Origin of the sequence: Mangrovivirga halotolerans (assembly GCF_026241165.1) — a bacterium.
Taxonomy (GTDB): Bacteria; Bacteroidota; Bacteroidia; order Cytophagales; family Cyclobacteriaceae; genus Mangrovivirga; species Mangrovivirga halotolerans.
In genome coordinates, this window is record NZ_JAPFQN010000005.1 from 528,725 (window position 1) to 544,466 (window position 15,742).

General features: G+C 32.8%; 15 protein-coding genes. 5 read left to right on the forward strand and 10 right to left on the reverse strand.

What is annotated here, in order from left to right; genetic code table 11:
- Positions 1-223 precede the first annotated feature (223 nt).
- The 5 genes from OO013_RS10150 to OO013_RS10170 all read right to left on the reverse strand — a co-directional run bounded on the left by OO013_RS10150 (position 224) and on the right by OO013_RS10170 (position 3,436).
- A complete protein-coding gene (locus tag OO013_RS10150) occupies positions 224-1,000 on the reverse strand; it encodes an acyl-CoA desaturase (protein ID WP_266056694.1) in 777 nt (258 codons plus the stop codon).
- Positions 1,001-1,088: 88 nt separating this feature from the next.
- Entirely contained in the window at positions 1,089-1,739 is a 651-nt protein-coding gene (locus OO013_RS10155; protein ID WP_266056695.1) for a sigma-70 family RNA polymerase sigma factor, read from the reverse strand.
- A 108-nt stretch (positions 1,740-1,847) separates the two neighbouring features.
- Positions 1,848-2,186, reverse strand: a complete 339-nt coding sequence (locus OO013_RS10160; protein WP_266056696.1) for a hypothetical protein — start codon at positions 2,184-2,186, stop codon at positions 1,848-1,850.
- Positions 2,187-2,287: 101 nt separating this feature from the next.
- Positions 2,288-2,752, reverse strand: coding sequence for a hypothetical protein (locus OO013_RS10165; protein ID WP_266056697.1), 465 nt, complete (start codon positions 2,750-2,752; stop codon positions 2,288-2,290).
- Between the two features lie 90 nt (positions 2,753-2,842).
- Positions 2,843-3,436 (reverse strand): LemA family protein, encoded by a 594-nt coding sequence (locus OO013_RS10170; protein ID WP_266056698.1) that lies wholly within the window; start codon positions 3,434-3,436, stop codon positions 2,843-2,845.
- A gap of 62 nt (positions 3,437-3,498) precedes the next feature.
- On the opposite strand from OO013_RS10170, the gene OO013_RS10175 reads away from it, so the two are divergent.
- From OO013_RS10175 to OO013_RS10185, 3 genes are all read left to right on the forward strand, one after another.
- The gene (locus OO013_RS10175; RefSeq protein WP_266056699.1) at positions 3,499-4,416 is read left to right on the forward strand and encodes a TPM domain-containing protein; all 918 of its coding nucleotides are present in this window, start codon (positions 3,499-3,501) and stop codon (positions 4,414-4,416) included.
- Positions 4,417-4,430: 14 nt separating this feature from the next.
- Positions 4,431-5,075, forward strand: coding sequence for a TPM domain-containing protein (locus OO013_RS10180; protein ID WP_266056700.1), 645 nt, complete (start codon positions 4,431-4,433; stop codon positions 5,073-5,075).
- A 273-nt stretch (positions 5,076-5,348) separates the two neighbouring features.
- Positions 5,349-5,969: a coiled-coil domain-containing protein gene (locus OO013_RS10185; protein WP_266056701.1), complete on the forward strand. Its 621-nt coding sequence runs from the start codon at positions 5,349-5,351 to the stop codon at positions 5,967-5,969.
- Here OO013_RS10185 and OO013_RS10190 read toward each other — a convergent pair.
- From OO013_RS10190 to OO013_RS10210, 5 genes are read right to left on the reverse strand one after another with little or no spacing between them, the layout of a single operon-like run.
- Positions 5,959-7,392 carry an FAD-dependent monooxygenase gene (locus tag OO013_RS10190; protein ID WP_266056702.1) on the reverse strand — a complete coding sequence of 478 codons (1,434 nt, stop codon included), beginning with the start codon at positions 7,390-7,392 and terminating at the stop codon, positions 5,959-5,961. The genes OO013_RS10185 and OO013_RS10190 overlap by 11 nt on opposite strands.
- A 6-nt stretch (positions 7,393-7,398) precedes the next feature.
- Positions 7,399-7,926 carry a peptide-methionine (S)-S-oxide reductase MsrA gene (msrA, locus tag OO013_RS10195; protein ID WP_266056703.1) on the reverse strand — a complete coding sequence of 176 codons (528 nt, stop codon included), beginning with the start codon at positions 7,924-7,926 and terminating at the stop codon, positions 7,399-7,401.
- A 1-nt stretch (position 7,927) separates the two neighbouring features.
- Positions 7,928-8,464 (reverse strand): hypothetical protein, encoded by a 537-nt coding sequence (locus tag OO013_RS10200; protein ID WP_266056704.1) that lies wholly within the window; start codon positions 8,462-8,464, stop codon positions 7,928-7,930.
- A 1-nt stretch (position 8,465) separates the two neighbouring features.
- Positions 8,466-9,983 (reverse strand): FMN-binding glutamate synthase family protein, encoded by a 1,518-nt coding sequence (locus tag OO013_RS10205; protein ID WP_266056705.1) that lies wholly within the window; start codon positions 9,981-9,983, stop codon positions 8,466-8,468.
- A 5-nt stretch (positions 9,984-9,988) separates the two neighbouring features.
- A complete protein-coding gene (locus OO013_RS10210; protein WP_266056706.1) occupies positions 9,989-10,774 on the reverse strand; it encodes an SOS response-associated peptidase in 786 nt (261 codons plus the stop codon).
- Positions 10,775-11,210: 436 nt separating this feature from the next.
- Between OO013_RS10210 and OO013_RS10215 the strand changes: the two genes are divergently transcribed.
- Together OO013_RS10215 and OO013_RS10220 are read left to right on the forward strand one after the other, a co-directional pair.
- Positions 11,211-14,468 carry a sensor histidine kinase gene (locus tag OO013_RS10215; RefSeq protein WP_266056707.1) on the forward strand — a complete coding sequence of 1,086 codons (3,258 nt, stop codon included), beginning with the start codon at positions 11,211-11,213 and terminating at the stop codon, positions 14,466-14,468.
- Between the two features lie 138 nt (positions 14,469-14,606).
- Positions 14,607-15,740 carry an ATP-binding response regulator gene (locus OO013_RS10220; RefSeq protein ID WP_266056708.1) on the forward strand — a complete coding sequence of 378 codons (1,134 nt, stop codon included), beginning with the start codon at positions 14,607-14,609 and terminating at the stop codon, positions 15,738-15,740.
- Positions 15,741-15,742 lie beyond the last annotated feature (2 nt).

Consider the following 15,742-nt stretch of genomic DNA (forward strand, 5'->3'; position numbering starts at 1 on the left):
GTTTATCATAATTCATAAATTGATAGGAATAAGGCAATAGGAAAACAGAGGACTCCGGGCCTTATTTAAATTATTATAAATAGAATTTTATTATTATTGATTCAACCATTTTAATATTTGATCATTAAAACAGATCAAATTTAAAGACATCAAGTTAGGTTTAGCAAAAAAAAAGACTACCTGATGTCAGGTAGCCTTTTGCTTTATTTAATAGATACGTTTTTTATGCAGCTTTTCTTTTTTCTTGCTCAGATATAGAAACGTGCTTTTGTTCTTTTATTTTAATGATACCGACTTTATCAAAACCCTTTATTACTAAGTAAGTCGGATCTATCTCATGCCATCTGAACCCACCAAAATTAGCACGGTTTCCGTATTTATGGTGGTTATTGTGATAACTCTCTCCCATCATAAGAAAATCAAACGGTAAGAAGTTCTTAGAAGTATCACCTACTTTAAAATTGGTATAACCATATTTATGAGCAAACCAGTTAATGATAGCACCATGTATAGGAGAAAATGCAAACTGAAGAGGTAATAGTAACCATAACCACCATACATCTGCATATTGCCAGTATATAAATACATATATAGCACCCCAGAAAATTCTTGATACCCACGATCTTGCAAAGACATCAAAAGGTTCCCACTGAGGAACATCTTTAGTAAACCTTGAGTCTACTTTCATTTTTTTGTTTGCAATTGCAGAGTAGATAGTTTTTGTTTTCCACATCATCTTAAATATGCTTTCATCATACTTAGGAGAATGAGGATCATTTGGAGTATCTGCAAATGCATGGTGCATTCTATGCATTACCCCATAACCATAAGGACTTAAATAATTAGATCCCTGAAAAATCCAGGTTAAAACAAAGAAAACTTTTTCCATCCCCTTCGACATTGTAAATGCTGCGTGTGACGCGTAGCGATGAAGGAAAAATGTCTGGAAAAATAGTGACAAGTACCAATGAGCCACAAAAAACGTTAATATAACTTCCATAGAATAAAATAGTAAAATTTTAAATATATCTATCCCTTTATAATAAGACAGACAACTATGGACTTTGTGACAAAATAATGTGAAAAATTTATTTTTTTCTGAATTTAGCTTCTATATCTTTTCTAAGATCAGCTAAAAATGCAGATGAATTGCCTGAACAGGCATTTTTAAAACTATCTGTAAGATGTGAATAATTACTAATTGATTTTGGTTCTGAATAATCAGATTTTTCTTTCAATTTATTACTGGCTCTGCTAAATAGCTTTCTACAGTTATCAACTTTCTTATCTATTACTTCCTGAATTTCTTCATACTCAAAATTAAATACCTCACGCATTAAAAAAACCGCCTTTTCAACTGGTTCTAATTTGTGTTGTAAATAATTAAGGGCTGAAGAAACTTCTGTATCCAGATCAAATTTTAATATATCGCTATCTTTAATCTTCTGTACCCACTCTGCTTGCTGGAGATTATCGAAATATTCTGTCTTCTTATGTTTAAGAGATTCCAGATGATTCAGACACTTGTTTGTAACGATTCGAACAAGATATGCCTTCGCATTGTCAATTTTAGATTTATCGATAGTAAACCACTTGAGAAAGGCGTCCTGGACAATATCCTGCGCATCCTCTAACGAGCCTACCATTTTGTAAGCAATCGATTCTAGTACATTTCGATATTTATATACTTCTAATGTTAATTCTGCTCCCACAACTCTACCCTTTTGGATACTATTCAAAATTATAAAATACAATTGGAATATAATACTTTATCAAAAAGTATTGATATAACAATTATTCAATTAAAATAAACTATAGGAAAAAAGACCGAATAAATTGAATTTTTCTTAAAAAAGAGACATTTGAGACTGATCTTGTTGAGAAACTGGTTGTTTTTTCTCTGATTCTTTATTTTCACTCTTGCTGGCTACCTTTTCAATAGGCTTCTCAATTTTTACTTTTTTCTCTTTTTTGTCAGTCTTTTCAGATCTGCCATTTAGTTTACTATCTACAACCGCGCTTCCATTATCAGAGTACTGAATTATCTGATGCCTGAACCATTCAGCCATTCCCATATTTTCTTTTTCGAGAATCTGTTTTAACGAACTTAACTCAGTAGCGTTAACTTTAAAGCTAACCTGGTGAATCCTTGGATTATCTTTCTTAAAATGTTCTCCCTTTGGCATTGTTTAATAGTATACTTAATAATTCAAATATAATAATAAGTATACTTAATAAACAAGCTTTTTAATTATTTATTAAGAAAACTATAAACATATTATTTATTTTAAGTATTCTTAATAATATCGAAATCTTTTTTACTCAAGAAATTTTCTATAAACCGATTAAACCTGTTTAACTCAAATCTTCTGACAATCAGATCTATCTTCTGATCAGGTTTAATGAAAAAAGTTGCTATTCTTGCATCTTCCAGACTTTCATCTTCTTTAAACCTACTGATCTTCAAAACTTTAATCTCACTAAAATTAATCCCTATACCATATTCGTCATTTTTGGAGCGAAATCTAATCAGAAATCCATTCTTTAATAATTGAATATTACAGTTTTTGGATGCATTGGTTCTATTAATCAATTTTTGTGTTTCCTCATCGGTAGAATTGATTAAAATTAGTCTTGGACTTCCAATTCCCCCTAACTTTAAACTTTCCCAAAAGGTAAAAGTATCACCATAGAGATATTTGATCTTATCCCAGGTCTCTTTATAATGTGTGGATAATGCAAATGTTTCCATAAAAAAAGAAAAGCCCACTGAATAAATCAGTGAGCCTCACCTCGATAATATAATAACTGAATTTCAATCTAAAAGGTTACAATTTTCTAATTAAAATTGTACTTCAGGTACACTCTCTGTTCCCTCAGCTGCTTCAAAATATGGCTTAGGTTCAAATCCATACATATTTGCAAGCATATTTCTCGGGAAAGTCTTTATTAATGCATTATGCATCCTTACCTGTTCATTGTAACGTCTTCTTGATACCTGGATTCTATTTTCAGTACCTTCTAATTGAGCTTGTAATTCAAGAAAGTTTTGATTGGCTTTGAGTTCCGGATATCGCTCAACTGCTACTAACAATCGTGATAATGCTCCATTCAATTCACCCTGGGCTTGTTGAAATTGAGCCATTGTTTGCTCATTCAGGTTATTAGCATCAATATTAACACTGGTCGCCTTTGCCCTGGCTTCTATCACCTGGGTTAGAGTTTCCTTTTCAAAATCTGCATAACCTTTAACAGTATTTACCAGATTTGGTATAAGGTCCGCCCGCCTTTGATACTGAGTTTCCACCTGGGCCCATTGTTCTTCAACTGATTCCTGCGAAGTAACCATTTTATTGTAATTACCTGCGAAAAAGTTATATCCAAGAATCCCCAGGACAACTACTATTGCTAAAAATATTATTAATCCTTTTTTCATACTTTTTTATTTTGTAACCTGTTTTTGATGCTATAAATTACTGACAAAATTCAATCTGAACAATGATAAATAAAAGCTCTTCGACTATTTTTTACCTCAATAGATATATTTTATTCTTTTTATTTATTTCTGCTTTTCACTTAACACAGGTTAATACCTATGCTCAAATAGCAGAACTACCTGAGGTAGAAAGATTTATAGTAGATAAAACCAATACACTTTCTTCATCTGAGATTGAAACTTTAAATACTAAGTTAGCAAATTTTGAGAAAGAGACCGGCTCCCAGGTAATTGCTGTTATGGTAAAATCTACCAAGCCGGAAGATATAGCTCAATATACTATAAGACTTGCTGAAAAATTAAAAGTTGGACGTGAAGGAATAGATGATGGAGTGATTCTTTTAATAGCTAAGGATGACCGAAGGGTTAGAATAGAAGTTGGTTATGGATTAGAAGGGGCTATACCTGATATTTATGCAAAAAGGATTATCGAAGGTATTATTAAACCTGATTTTAGAAACGGAGAATTTTACGAAGGTATAAATCATTCTACTGATGCAATTTTCAAATTAATAAGAGGTGAAGAATTACCCATGCCAGAAGTAACGGAGTCTGCAGAGGATAACAATATTTTTAAATTCTTACCCATTATAATAATCTTTGGACTGATATTCTTATCCATCTTGAAAGCTATTTTAAGAAAAACTGTAGGTAAAACAGCTAGTCGAATTATCGTATTCATTATAACTGTCATTATTGTCACTATTATTTTTAACCTGGTTGCTGGCCTGATCGCCGGTGTTTTCGCTGCATTTCTCGATAGTAGTGGAGGACACGGAGGTCGTGGAGGAAGATATTACGGCGGCTATGGCGGTGGCTTCGGTGGTGGAGGCGGATTTTCCGGCGGCGGAGGAGGCTTTGGCGGGTTCTCCGGCGGTGGAGGCGGCTTCGGCGGCGGAGGTGCATCTGGTGGTTGGTAATAAAACTGAAAAACATGAAAAAATTTAATAAAGAAGAAGAAGAAAAGATCCTGAAAGCTATCAGAGACCTGGAAAAGAATACTTCAGGTGAGTTTGTACCTTATATAGCAAACAAATCTGATGATTACGATGAAGGAACCTGGTTTTTAGCTACTATTCTGGCTTTAATTATTTTTGCCTTTACTGCAGTTGCGAGTTACCTTTGGTTAATCCCTGCCAGGATAACCTTTTTCGAACTCGGTTTATACTCTTTAATTTTAATGGCATTTAGTATTCTCCTGGCAAAATTTAGCATTCCGGTACGCTTACTATTTGTCCCATTGGATAAAAAATATGAGAGAGTAGTTTCTGCTGGTGAAACAGCATTTCTTGAGGAAGAAATTTTTAAAACTGATAATAGAACCGGAATATTACTATATATTTCTGTCGCTGAAAAACAAGTTTTGATTATGGGAGATTCAGGAATAAACTCACAAGTCAAATTTGAGGACTGGAAGGAAATTGTTGAAATAGTTGTTGAGGGTATTAAACGGAAAGATCTGGCTAACTCTATGGTTAAGGCCATTCAAAAATCTGAAACCTTGCTAAAAGAACATAGATTTCCGGCTTCTGAAAGCCCTGATAATGAAATATCAGACAGAATAAGGTACCGATCTTGATTTGATTATGATCTGAGTGAACCTTTTATTAGCAACGAGGAAAAATTTTACTTTTTGCTGCCTATTACTATTTGAAAAGGCAGCACAGTTATATCAAAAGGTTAAAATCAATATTTTTTCACCCTGAAAGGTTAAAAAGTTGATTAAATATAAAATAAAAGAATGTTGTGCATAGTTATAAGCACAGATTTTTATTTATTATATTAATATAGTCTAAGGCACTTATTATCTTTGCATTGACTTAAAGTTTAAAACATAATTCTAACTTAAATAATGACCAGCTTAAAATTTAGACTTGCATTATTAATCCTTTTTTTAGTAACAGGATTTAATACAGTAGCACAGGATGAAGAGGAAGAACTGTTAGAGGGTGATCTTAAAGGTCAGTATAATGATCTTTTAGATAAGTCCAAAACATATAATACAGTTAAAACAGTGAGGTTGGATAGACTTGCATATTTTAAGCAGTCTCTGAATGATTCTTTAAATTCTTTTAATTCAAGAATTGACAGCCTTCAGAGTGTTATTCAAACCCAGTCTTCAGAAATTGAAACGCTAAAATCACAGGTAGCTTCCCTAACCTCACAAAATGAGGAATTACAAACTAAGGTTGACAACCTTATGTTTTTAGGAATGCCAGTAAGCAAAACAGGATATGTTACATTTAGTTTATTGTTGTTTGCTGTATTGGCATTATTAGCAGGATTCTTTTTCTGGCAATTCAAAAGAAGCAATTCTCTTACTAAAGAAGCCAAGAAGAATTTAAACGCCAAAGAGGATGAACTTCAGGATTTCAGGCAGAGAACTCAGGAAAAGGAAATCAAAATTATGCGTGAATTACAGGATCAGCGAAATACTGTTGACGAATTAAGAAAAAAACTATCTATGAAATAATTTCTTTTTTAAAGGTATTCTGAATCTTAATTCTACTTGCTTCATTCAGAATACCAGAAAATAAAACTGAAAGGTCGGGTCTGATTATAACAGATTTGACCTTTTTTATTTTAAGTATTCTCAAGACAGATTGTGCAATCTTATCTTCCGGTGAATAAAAATTAACGTTGAAAGGAGTAAATAATCTGGTGATTTCCTTGATAGCCCCCTTTGATAGATCTTCTGAAGTGATAATTGTAAAAGAATTATATAAATGACGCATATAATCCCATTCCCTTCCAACTGTAGCTACATTTGCTAATAGGTCAAATTTGGGGATAATTAAATCACTCTTTCCTTTTTTTACCGGTTTCTGATTAATTTTTAAAGGAATGCCAAGTAGTTCAAATGGTTTTAGAATGTATCTTAAGGATGTCGTAAATAAAAAACCTGTTAATAAGGTTAAACCAATGTATTTTTTAACATTGTTCTTTCTCTCTTTTGAATAAGATTTAATAAGGAAATCATGGTGGCCATTGTAATAACAGAAAGCTACCTTCCAGCTTAAATTAAAAGCGTCTCGTATTCCATTGCATAAACCTTCTCCAATATATGGTGGCATAGTATGAGCCGCGTCTCCTGCTATGATCGTTCTATCTACAATCCATTTGTTAGCAATTCTAGTGTTAAAGTAATATTTATCAGCATGCAGTACCTTTTTAACTCTCGTTTGAGCCAGTTTTTCGATTAATTTAATTGAATATTCAGCTTCTCCATTCGGGTTGTTTGTTATTTCTACTCTCACACGATCCTTAAATGCCATTCGAACAAAACTGCCATTAGTGGAGCAAAACTTTTCAATCCTGTTTTGATAGTTTGGCGGTTGATCTGTTATAAAATCTACCTTATAATTAATTTTACGATAAGGATATTCAGTATACTTAATACCTGAAACGTCAGCCACTTTACTATTTGCACCATCCGTTCCAATTAAATAGCTAAACGACTGGTCAATAACCTGCCCTTGAACTGCTAATTCAGCTTTTTGATTATAAGCGCTAATAAACTCACAATTATATTTTAAGCTTATATTTATTGATTTTTCAATCTCTCGCAACAGTTCTTGCTCTAAATGGTTCTGATCAAACAAGAAAGAGGAACATTCATTATTAAAATTCAGATTTGCCTGTAAAAACTTTTTATTAGTGTTCTTACCAAATAAAAATAATCCTTTTGATGGATATATTTGATTTGTTATAAAATCATCAAGACCGACAAGCTTGAGAATATTAATTATCTCACTATCCAGATGTATTGCACGAGGTATATCCGGAAGCTGCTTTCTTTTCTCTATTAGTAAGCTTGGAACTCCCAGCCTATCTAAAAATAAGGCTGTTATCATTCCTACAGGGCCTGCTCCTATTATTAAAACCGGTTGGTTCACTTATTTTTATTTTGCCTTATCACCATATAATCGATTAAACTTATCAATTTTAGGTTGAATTACAACATTACAATAAGGCTGGTCAGGATGTTCATTATAAAAATTATCATGTTCTGCTTCAGCTGGATAGAACTCACCAGCTTCTGTAATTTCAGTAACAATCGGATTGTCAAAAATTCCTGATGCGTCTAGTTGTTCTTTATAAGCTTCTGCTACTTTTTTCTGGTATTCATTATGATAAAAGACCGCTGACCTGTACTGTGTTCCAACATCATACCCCTGTCTGTTCAAAGTTGTAGGATCGTGTGTATTCCAAAATACTTCAAGTATTTCTTCTATCGACACTACATCCGGATCATATTTAATCTGGACGACTTCAGCATGTCCGGTGGTTCCAGTGACTACTTCTCTATAAGGTGGGTTTTTTACTGTCCCTCCCATGAATCCGGATTTAACACTTTCAACTCCTTTCATTCTTTGAAAAACAGCTTCTATGCACCAGAAGCAACCTGCACCTAAAGTAATTTTTTCCATCTCAATAATAGTGACTTATAAACTCTGAATAACTACATCTTTTTACAGTAGTTATACTTTTTACTTGCTCAACTAAACCGCTTATTGGAGGGCTATGTTTTGTTAATTCTGTAATATTTGAAAATAAAGCTGAATCAATTTCGATATTCAGACTATAATAAGTTTGATCTTTAACCACTAACGAGGATCTCTCCATCCGAAACCTCCCATCCATGGCAAGTAATAAGACTCTGTCTTTTTCAACTTCAATACTCAATTCCGTATCAATATTCATTTTTTGAGGTATTATAGAATATTTCCTAAAGGAGTCTAGTTTCATATTGAATAATGAAAAATGATCCCCAGTCGGATATTTTGCCTCAAAAGCTCCCTCTCTTAATTTAAATGATATGCTTTTATTATTACTTACTAGATATTTATCTATCCGTGTTTCTGGCTCTTTTGGATATTCAAGCCTATCAAAAAAAGAAACTATTTTCTCATATTCTCTTTCTGACCTCCAAAACCATCTAACCTCGTAAGTATTTAAAATTTCCATATCAATTATCTACTTTACCATAAATTTCCGTATAAGATTTGATCTTAGATAAGCTTATTCTTCTATAAATATGATCCCTGGTCAATTCTAAAGGAGACTTCACCCCTGCTGAAGCTAATAATTCCCTGAAACTATAAATCGTTTCATGATGAAAATTTTTAACTCTTTTAATCTTATGCTTGACCACTAATCCCTGAGCAAGAAAAGTATCTTGGGTCGCTACCCCTGACGGGCATGTATTTAAATTACATTCAAGCGCCTGGATACATCCAATAGCAAGCATCATGGCACGAGCAGAATAACAAAAATCTGCTCCTAAAGCAAATGCTCTGAATAAATCAAAACTGGTAACAATTTTACCAGACCCACCCAGCACTATATCTTTTTTAAGATCTTTTTTTACTAAAATATCATAAGCAGTTGCCAATCCTTCCTTAAACGGCATACCTACTGCGTTACTAAACTCTAAAGGTGCAGCTCCTGTCCCTCCTTCACCACCGTCGATAGCTATATAGTCGGGATATATACCGGTGTTTATTATTTCATCACACAGTTCCTCAAACTCTGAAGGATTACCCATACACAATTTTATACCAACAGGTTTTCCTCCGGAAGCATCTCTAAGCCGTTGAACAAATTCCAGTAAGCCTTTATTTCCTTTACCCTTGAAAGCTTTATGATATGGTGGAGACACTACCTGTGTATGAGGTTCAACCCCTCTAATTTTAGCTATTTCATAATTATTCTTTTTGGCCGGAAGAATCCCTCCATGGCCAGGCTTAGCTCCCTGAGAAAGTTTAACCTCTATCATTTTTACCGTTTCATTCGAAGCATTTTTTTTAAATTCTTCTTCATCAAAGTCTCCTTCAGGTGTTCTGCATCCAAAATAACCCGTTCCGATCTGCCAAATCAGGTCTCCTTTATAAGCTAAATGATACCTACTTATTCCTCCTTCACCGGTATTATGGGCAAAACCTCCTAAACTGGCTCCTCCATTTAATGCCAACACTGCATTTGAAGAAAGGGAACCATAACTCATAGCCGATATATTTAGAATTGAAGCATTATATGGTTTTTTACAGTTTTTTTCTCCAATCATGACTCTTTGGTCAGCTGGAACTTCTTCTAAAGGTAATGGATTCATTGAATGGTGCATCCATTCATATCCTTCTTCATAAACCATTTCCCGGGTACCAAATGGCAAGGTATCAACTTCTTCTTTAGCTCGTTGATATACAAGTGATCTTAAATTTCTGTTAATCGGTGTCCCGTTGGTTTCACCTTCAATAAAATATTGATAAACCTTAGGCCCCATTGATTCAAGTAAGTATCTCAATCTTCCAAAGATCGGGAAATTGCGTTTAATTGAGTGCCAGGGTTGAAGAATATCGTACCACCCTAAAACTAAAATTGGAGAAATAGCAATCAGAATAATAAAAAAAACATTGCTTACCCATAAACCAAGAATGATAAATAGAATCAGGAAAAAAATTGAATAATAAATGAAATGCTTTCTCATATATTTTATCTAGGGTTATTTCGTCTACCCCCCATTCCGAGGAGATCTAATTGATGATTAATTTTTGTTTCTTCTTCAGGGAAAATTGTTTCACCAGTGGGCATAACATATGAAGGAGAATTTTCTCTCCCAATTTTACCAACCGGATAAGCATTCATTTCTTTAGAGGAGACTGTATTTTTTACAATCTGCTTTATTTCCCCAAGATCAATATCAGGATTTAGCCAAGAATTTCGCAGTTCATCACTAATAATCAGAGGCATCCTGTGATGCTTTACTTTTTTTAGTAAATCATTAGCAGGCTGGGTTAAGATACCGCTTGTTTTAAAAACCTCTCCCGTTTGTTTATTTACCCATTCATAACTTAAACCACCTAAAGTCATCAGATTATTTTCTTCTAATTCTCTTCTTGAATAAATAAAATAAGGTTGCTTTGGATTTGATCCTTCGGCCCATTCATAAAATCCGTTTGCCAAAAATAAACATCTTTGTTCTTTTAAAATCGAACCGATAAAACGGGCATAACCGGGTTTTTGATTCCACGGTTCAGTAATAGTTTCAGAACGAATATTAAACAGACCTGTTTTTTTCTTATCTGATTCCCAAGGTGGTAATAAACCCCATCTGGACTCCAGGAGTTGTGGTTTAGAATCCTCGTTCACAATAAATACATTTTGAGTAGGAGAAGTATTGTAATTTTGGACTCCTTTAAATGAAGAGGGTACAATTATCGCTGGCAATGTTTTTTTCACCTGCTCAGCTGTAAAAACTTGAACGTATCGGCCACACATATTTTAAATTAAATTAATCTGTGCCGATTAACAATGAAAAATTTAAAGAAAACCTGTATTTAAGATGAGGTTTCGTTAATTAATTCATCCTTCAGCAAAATCTTATCAGCAAAAGAAAGAATGATAAACAAAAAAGCAATTGCTGCAGAAAATGTACTTATAAAAACTCTTTCTATTAATTTTTTCATTTTTTTTGAAATATTTTGAACAAATATATACTTCCGTTGTAAAGTCTTGATTAACTGATTATTGTCATTATATTAGCATTTTGATTGCTAAAATAAGATTTAAATAATCAGTGAAAAATTATTCTTTTTCAGATTTCGTGCCAAAAATTCTGGAAATAAGGGTTTACCTATTATTAAGTTTCGGTATTAACAAATTGATGGCGCCAAAATATTTTTATAAAGTACATTTTTTAAATTTTTTATTCTGTTTGCTTTTCCAAGGGATAGGAACTACGGATATTTATGCTCAAAATGAGTATAAATTCCACCATTTGTCCGTGGAAGATGGTCTTTCTCAAACTGCTGTTACTGATATTGCAGAGGATGATTTAGGATTTATTTGGATAGCCACTCAAAATGGTTTGAATAAATACGATGGAAAAAATTTCCAGATTTTCAGGCATAGCAGCGATTCCCTGCATTCAATACCCAATAATAGTATCCGGAAAATAAAACCATTAAGCGGTAACCAATTAGCTATCTGTACGCATAATGGTTTGAGTATTTATGATAATAAACATGACTATTTCAAACACTATAAAAATCTTAATACTGATTCGATCTTATTTAGTGGCCGATATATCGTAGATGTGGAAGAGCTACCTGACAGCAGGCTGGTTGTGGCTGGTTACAATGGATATTTATCCATAATTGACAGAAAGGACAATAAAGTCGAAACTATTAATAATTCAGATAAAAAAGCAATCAAACATAAATATCCTTCCATAATAGGATTTGCTCTTTTTAAAGATGACCTGGTAGTAAGCACCAGTAATGGATTAAAGTTTATAAATACTAAGACTTTTGATTTTGATACTTTAAAAGAAAATTCCTTAGCAGATAAAAACCTTCTTGTAGCTGATTTTGATAAAATCACTGATTCTACAGCAATAATAACCTCTTACTACCAGGGAGCATATCTTTTAAATGTTAGTTCGGCTCAAATTGAACCGATTTATGAAAAAGAATCTTTCCAGGTTATTGAAACTCATTATGATAGTTTAAGAAACTTGTTTTTATTTGGAACCCAGTCTAGTGGTTTGATAACCTATGATCCTAAAACAAAAGAAACCAAAAATTATCATCATGATGAAGAAGCTTCATTCTCATTAAAGAGTGACCAGGTATACAATATATATCAGGATTCAAACGATAACATTTGGTTTGCTACAACAAATGGTGTTCATGTTTGCTATGCTAATCAACTTGGTTTTGAAAATATCAGTTATTCTCCAAATGAGAATAAGGGACTCAATGATAAAATAATATGGGGTGTAGTCGAAAATGAAGATAAAGTTTTCATTGGTACTCAAAATCATGGTGTAAACATTTATAATAAGAAATCAGGTGAATTTGAATATCTGCTTCATGATAGTACTAAAGAAAATAGTTTGTCATTTGATGCTGTTACGATATTAAAAAGAGTGCCTGAAGAAAATGGAATTTACATTGGTACTGAAGAAGGATTAAACTTTTATAATGAAAAAACAGGAGAGATTCAGAATATCTTTCATGAGGAAGCTACTTTTAAGGGTAGTTATCTCAATTATATCGGAGATGTGATCTCAGATGATAAAGGAAATATTTATACCATATCATCTTTTAACCTCAATAAGCTTAATAAGAAAACAGGAAAGCTGGAAGAAATACTCTTTGATAGTTCGCTAGATACACTCTTGCTTAACTATGGAATTAATACAGCATATATCAATTCTACTGATTCGGTAGTTTACCTTGGTACGCCAATGGGGCTTATCAAAAGAGACTATAAAGAAGGAAATACTTTTAGTTTTATTGAATCTGAAAAATTCTCATTGAAGGATATCGATGTTTTTGATATAACTGCAGATTCAAAAGGCAATTTACTCATCGCAACTGATTTTGGATTAGCGATATACGATCAACAGGATGGAGATATATCAATATATAATAAAGAATCAGGTTTACCGGTAAATATTGTTTATGATGTTTTAATTGACAATAGCGAACAAATTTGGGTCACGACTGACTTGGGAATTTCGCGTTTTAATGATAAAGATAAGACTTTTATAAACTTTGATAAAAAAGATGGGATTAGCATTGATGAATTTAATGAAAATGCATCTTATTTTAATCCTGAGACTAACAATATCTTTTTTGGTGGCCTGGGTGGAATCACTTATCTGAACACAGATTCGGTAAATTTCTATTCCAATTCTCCAAAGCCAATATTTACTGATCTTTACCTTTTTAATGAAAGAATAATTCCATCAGATAGTAGCATTATTAGCAAATCGCTAAGCCACATTGATACCTTATTTCTGAATTACGATCAAAGTGTTATTAGTTTAAAATGGACCTCTATTATTACCAATCCTGATAAAAATATAAGCTATGAATACCGAATGGTTAACTTCGATAAAGATTGGATAGAAGCAGGAGAAAAAAGTGAAGTTACTTATACCAATCTGGCTCCTGGTAAATATATTTTCCAGGTAAAAGCAATAAATAAGCTTCAACCTGAAGATAGCAAAACTACTGAGATTGTAATTTTAGTAAAACCTCCATTCTGGAAAACATTATGGTTTTATGCTTTAGTATTCATTGTTATTTCAACTTCAATAACCTCATTTATATATTTTAGAATACGAAAAATTAAATCCCAAAAACTTCACCTTGAAAAGCAAATAAGAATTCACACTCATGAATTAGCTTTTCAAAAAGATCAGTTGGAAGAAATAAATAAGGAATTACAAATCAAAAATGATGAGATGGAAAAATTCACATACACCGTCTCTCATGATCTGAAAAGCCCATTGGTTACTGTGCAAGGGTTTGTTTCAATTCTCAAACACGATCTCACTAATGGAAATTTATCCCAGGTAGATGGTGACCTTGACCAGCTAGAAAGAGCCACTGGTAGAATGCAAACTCTAATCAATGATCTTCTGGAGCTTTCAAGAATAGGTATGGTTGTTAATCATTTTGATTATTGCCTGTTGGATGACATTATTGAAGAATCTCTTTCTGCTGTAAAAGGACATATTCATAATAAAAATGCCACGATCGTCAAATCCTATTCTCCTGATCTTAAAGTTTATGGTGATAAATCAAGACTCCTTCAGGTTTTTCAGAATCTGATAGAAAATGCACTTAAATATATGGGGTCACAAGATGAACCACGAGTTGAGATAGGCATTAAAGATGGAGTAAAAAGGATATTCTATGTTAAGGATAATGGTGCTGGGATAGCAAAGGAACATCAGGAAAGAATATTTAATTTATTTGACAGACTCGAGAAAAACGTCGAAGGAACCGGTATCGGTCTTGCCCTTGTAGAAAAAATTGTCAAGATGCATAATGGTAACATTTGGGTTGAGTCTGATGGTCCAAGAAAAGGGTCAACTTTCTTTTTTACAATTGATTTAAAAGAATCTGTTAATTCATCAGAATCTAAAACAGAAGACATAACACAATCTTATAGTTAAAACACAATAGAAACATCAATTAATCCTACACGGGATGTTTATTAACTATACAGAATACAATTCACCACCATAATCTATCTATTTTCAATAATATTCAACATATTTGAATATAGGAGTTAGTTATTTTCATTCACCCTAATGCAGGAAACAGTAAATATACTTTTAGTCGAAGACGAAGAAGCACATGCTGAATTGATAAAAAGATTTTTGGAAAGATCTGAAAATTTTAATGTGTTAACCGTATATGATTTAAAGTCAGCAATAAAACAAATCAATAATAATTCCCTGGATTTAATAATTACAGATTACCTCTTACCTGATGGTGACGGTACTGAACTAATTAAATTTAAAGGCAATACAGAAACTGAGCTTCCGGTTATTTTAATGACTAGTCAGGGAGATGAACACATTGCTGTAGAAGCTATCAAGAAAGGTGCTATTGATTATGTGGTTAAATCAGAATCTGTTTTCCAGGAATTACCAAGGATTGTAAACAGAACGCTAAGAGAGTGGAGTCTTGTCAAAGCTAAAAAAGAGGCTGATAAATTATTAACAAAGCAATACCATGAATTGCAGAAGACCAACCAGGAACTTGATAGGTTTGTTTATAGTGCCTCCCACGATTTAAGCGCTCCTTTAAAATCTCTTCTGGGTCTGATTAATGTAGCAAAATTAGATACCAAAGATGATCAAATGATCCAGTACCTGCAGTTAATGGAAAAGAGTGTTCATAAGCTCGATGAATTTATTGTAGAGATAATAAATTTCAGCCGAAACACTCGACAGGAAATTGAATATGAAAAGATCAACCTGGAAGATCTGATTAATTCAATAATCGATAACCAGTCTTTTAATAATAATTTCGAAAAAATTGAATTCAAGGTTTCGATTCCAGATGAATTAAAAATAATAACTTGTGATCAGCTTCGATTGAAAATAATTCTTAATAACCTCATTTCTAATGCTATTAAATTTCATGCATATCATCGAAATGAAATACCATATATCAAAATTGATATATACATATCCTCAGATCAGGAAAAAGTAATTATAGAAATTGAAGACAATGGAACTGGTATAGAAAAAGGACATCTGGACAAAATATTTGATATGTTTTACCGTGGTTCTGATATTAATAATGGATCAGGGCTTGGCCTTTACATAGTAAAAGAAGCTTTAATCAAAATTCACGGAAATATCTCTGTAACCAGCAGGACCAATAGAGGTACTACGTTTTTCGTTGAATTGCCAGCAGATGAATTACTCGATTAACC

What these genes read in the sequence shown, in the direction of transcription:
- msrA (WP_266056703.1), bottom strand. Translation starts at nt 7,926, where the DNA reads ATGGAAAAAATTACTTTAGGTGCAGGTTGCTTCTGGTGCATAGAAGCT.
- OO013_RS10185 (WP_266056701.1), top strand. Translation starts at nt 5,349, where the DNA reads ATGACCAGCTTAAAATTTAGACTTGCATTATTAATCCTTTTTTTAGTA.
- OO013_RS10205 (WP_266056705.1), bottom strand. Translation starts at nt 9,983, where the DNA reads ATGAGAAAGCATTTCATTTATTATTCAATTTTTTTCCTGATTCTATTT.
- OO013_RS10150 (WP_266056694.1), bottom strand. Translation starts at nt 1,000, where the DNA reads ATGGAAGTTATATTAACGTTTTTTGTGGCTCATTGGTACTTGTCACTA.
- OO013_RS10210 (WP_266056706.1), bottom strand. Translation starts at nt 10,774, where the DNA reads ATGTGTGGCCGATACGTTCAAGTTTTTACAGCTGAGCAGGTGAAAAAA.
- OO013_RS10200 (WP_266056704.1), bottom strand. Translation starts at nt 8,464, where the DNA reads ATGGAAATTTTAAATACTTACGAGGTTAGATGGTTTTGGAGGTCAGAA.
- OO013_RS10220 (WP_266056708.1), top strand. Translation starts at nt 14,607, where the DNA reads ATGCAGGAAACAGTAAATATACTTTTAGTCGAAGACGAAGAAGCACAT.
- OO013_RS10160 (WP_266056696.1), bottom strand. Translation starts at nt 2,186, where the DNA reads ATGCCAAAGGGAGAACATTTTAAGAAAGATAATCCAAGGATTCACCAG.
- OO013_RS10165 (WP_266056697.1), bottom strand. Translation starts at nt 2,752, where the DNA reads ATGGAAACATTTGCATTATCCACACATTATAAAGAGACCTGGGATAAG.
- OO013_RS10175 (WP_266056699.1), top strand. Translation starts at nt 3,499, where the DNA reads ATGATAAATAAAAGCTCTTCGACTATTTTTTACCTCAATAGATATATT.
- OO013_RS10170 (WP_266056698.1), bottom strand. Translation starts at nt 3,436, where the DNA reads ATGAAAAAAGGATTAATAATATTTTTAGCAATAGTAGTTGTCCTGGGG.
- OO013_RS10180 (WP_266056700.1), top strand. Translation starts at nt 4,431, where the DNA reads ATGAAAAAATTTAATAAAGAAGAAGAAGAAAAGATCCTGAAAGCTATC.